The following is a 2,194-nucleotide window of genomic DNA, read 5'->3' on the forward strand; positions in this document are numbered from 1 at the left end:
GTGTGAGTGTAGTAGTCCAGTCCGCGAACCAAACGTGCATTAATCGTGTACGCAATGCCAAGAGCACTCAAAAGCTGCTGTGCCAGATCGAAGCGCTTCTGAGAGTCTGGGTTCAAGTGGTCTAAAATGCTCGGAGCCGATCGCAGAATCTCTTGTGTTCGCTCGTCCTTGCTGTCGAGAATACGAAGCGGGTTGCGGGCGAGGCGACTTTGAGAATCGGCATCCAGATCGGCGCTGTAGGGCGTCAGATACTCAACAAGGGCAGCGCGATACTGTTGTCGATCACCCGCGTCCCCAATCGAATTCAAATTCAGATGCAGATCCGTTAGCCCCAACGTTCGCAGAATATCTGTGGCGATCGCGATCGCTTCTACGTCCGCACGGGGTGATGGACTGCCTAGAACTTCGACACCTAGCTGGTGAAACTGGCGCTGGCGTCCAGCCTGGGGACGCTCATAGCGAAACATGGGTCCAATGTACCAGAGCCGCTGCACACCGCCTTGCGCGTGCAGACCGTGTTCGATGAACGATCGCACCACACCAGCAGTGCCTTCAGGGCGCAGGGTAATTGAGCGATCGCCTCGGTCCTTGAACGTGTACATCTCTTTGCCCACAACATCGGTGGCTTCTCCAATGCCGCGTTCGTACAAATCTGTTTGCTCAAAAATCGGCGTGCGAACTTCCCGGTAAGCGGCTCTGCCCAAGATTTGGCGGGCGATCGCCTCCACCCACTGCCAATAGCTGACCTCATCGGGCAAAATATCCCGCGTGCCGCGTAGCGCTTGAATTGACCCCATCAGCCGTTACTCTCGACAGTTTCCCAGGCACCGTAGCGATCGCCATAATACGCCAAAATTCGCTGCACTTGCTCACGGGCAGTATCGGGACCCTGAATCCACAGGCGATCGATTTGGCTCAAGGCGTAGTCGAACACCTGAGACGACTGCGACACCAGCCCCGTCTCAACCCCGTCTACTTGGCACAGATGCGCTGCCACCTCGCGATACACCGCAAGCGGCAGCCCTGCACACCGAACTGAGTAATCCACAACCGTGCTCCTCCGTCGTGCTTAAGACATCGGCTGATTGCGGACGTGGGGCAGCGGACAGCAGTTTACGTCATCCAGGCACACTTTGCCCCACTGCAACGCCCACCGTACTAGCGCCACGCGATTTTCAGTCTCGGTCTTAGTCAAAATGTTGCTGATGTGATTATCAACCGTGCGCTTGCTAATTTCTAGCTTCTCAGCAATTTCCTGATTGGTTAAGCCAGCGGCTACCAGTTCAATTACTTGCAGTTCTCGATCGGACAGAGGAGCCTGCGCTTGAGATTCGCCACCAGCCATACGGTTTCCTGCTATGCAGTGTGTATATCTACTTATTCACTATTCTAGGGGTAACTCAGAAAAAACGAGGCTTGATTTGCGGACTTTCCGGGTTATCAGTTGTATTGATCCTGCATCAGGCTAGAAAGTCTGTTTCAGAGACTCATCACAATCGACGTCACCAGGCAGAATTCTGGGTCTACCATTAAGAAAACGCTCTTGCAAGCCAAAGCCGAACGCCATTTCTCGTCGTAGGTCACTCTTTGCAGATCGAGCAACCCGTTCCATGCATAGCACCTCGGCATCGATTCACTGTCCGAACCCCCTGTGTCAAACGCTGAACCTGGAGAGCCAACGCTTCTGCCAGCAGTGTCGAACGCCGCTGCAGAAGCGCTACCTCTGGGCTGTGGGGGCTGCGGAGCCGCTTGTGCCCGGAACGCTACTGTATGATCGCTACTGGGTAAAGCAGGACGCGATCGTCCTGGATACACAGCCCGCTCTGTCCCCGATGCCGCCGGAGCGGATTCCGGGACGTGTTCAGCCGTATTTGAGGCTTTCTGCCTACTCGCTGCACGTGCCACAGGTCTATGGCATTGTGCCAATGTCCGTGGCGCACACAGAGGCAGACGTTTTGCTGCTAGAGCACGCCCCCATTTATGAAGCAGACACGAGCGCAGAAGCAACGTTGATGCCAGAGCTAGCTGCTGCTTGGGGACACAGCGCGCTGCGCCAGCTAAATTGGCTGTGGCAAATTGCGCAACTGTGGGAGCCGCTGAGCCGTGAAGGCGTTGCCTCGACGCTGCTGACTCCAACTCTTTTGCGGGTCGAGGGATCGCTGGTGCGACTGCTAGAGCTAAGGCCGGACCGATC

General features: G+C 55.8%; 3 protein-coding genes and 1 pseudogene. 1 reads left to right on the plus strand and 3 read right to left on the minus strand.

Annotated features, from left to right (window positions below; all coding sequences use genetic code 11):
• The 3 genes from hisS to H6F43_RS11135 form a co-directional block, all read right to left on the minus strand.
• Positions 1-797 (minus strand): histidine--tRNA ligase (hisS, locus tag H6F43_RS11125; protein ID WP_190342832.1); only part of this gene is annotated, 797 nt, incomplete at its 3' end.
• Positions 797-1,048, minus strand: coding sequence for a hypothetical protein (locus H6F43_RS11130; protein ID WP_190342833.1), 252 nt, complete (start codon positions 1,046-1,048; stop codon positions 797-799). The genes hisS and H6F43_RS11130, both read right to left, overlap by 1 nt.
• 21 nt (positions 1,049-1,069) lie before the next feature.
• Entirely contained in the window at positions 1,070-1,345 is a 276-nt protein-coding gene (locus tag H6F43_RS11135) for a response regulator transcription factor (protein ID WP_190342834.1), read from the minus strand.
• Positions 1,346-1,610: 265 nt separating this feature from the next.
• Here H6F43_RS11135 and H6F43_RS11140 point away from each other — a divergent pair.
• Positions 1,611-2,194 (plus strand): annotated as a pseudogene (locus tag H6F43_RS11140) (serine/threonine protein phosphatase); the annotation flags it as partial.

It is taken from the genome of Leptolyngbya sp. FACHB-36 (assembly GCF_014695955.1).
Taxonomy (GTDB): Bacteria; Cyanobacteriota; Cyanobacteriia; order Leptolyngbyales; family Leptolyngbyaceae; genus FACHB-36.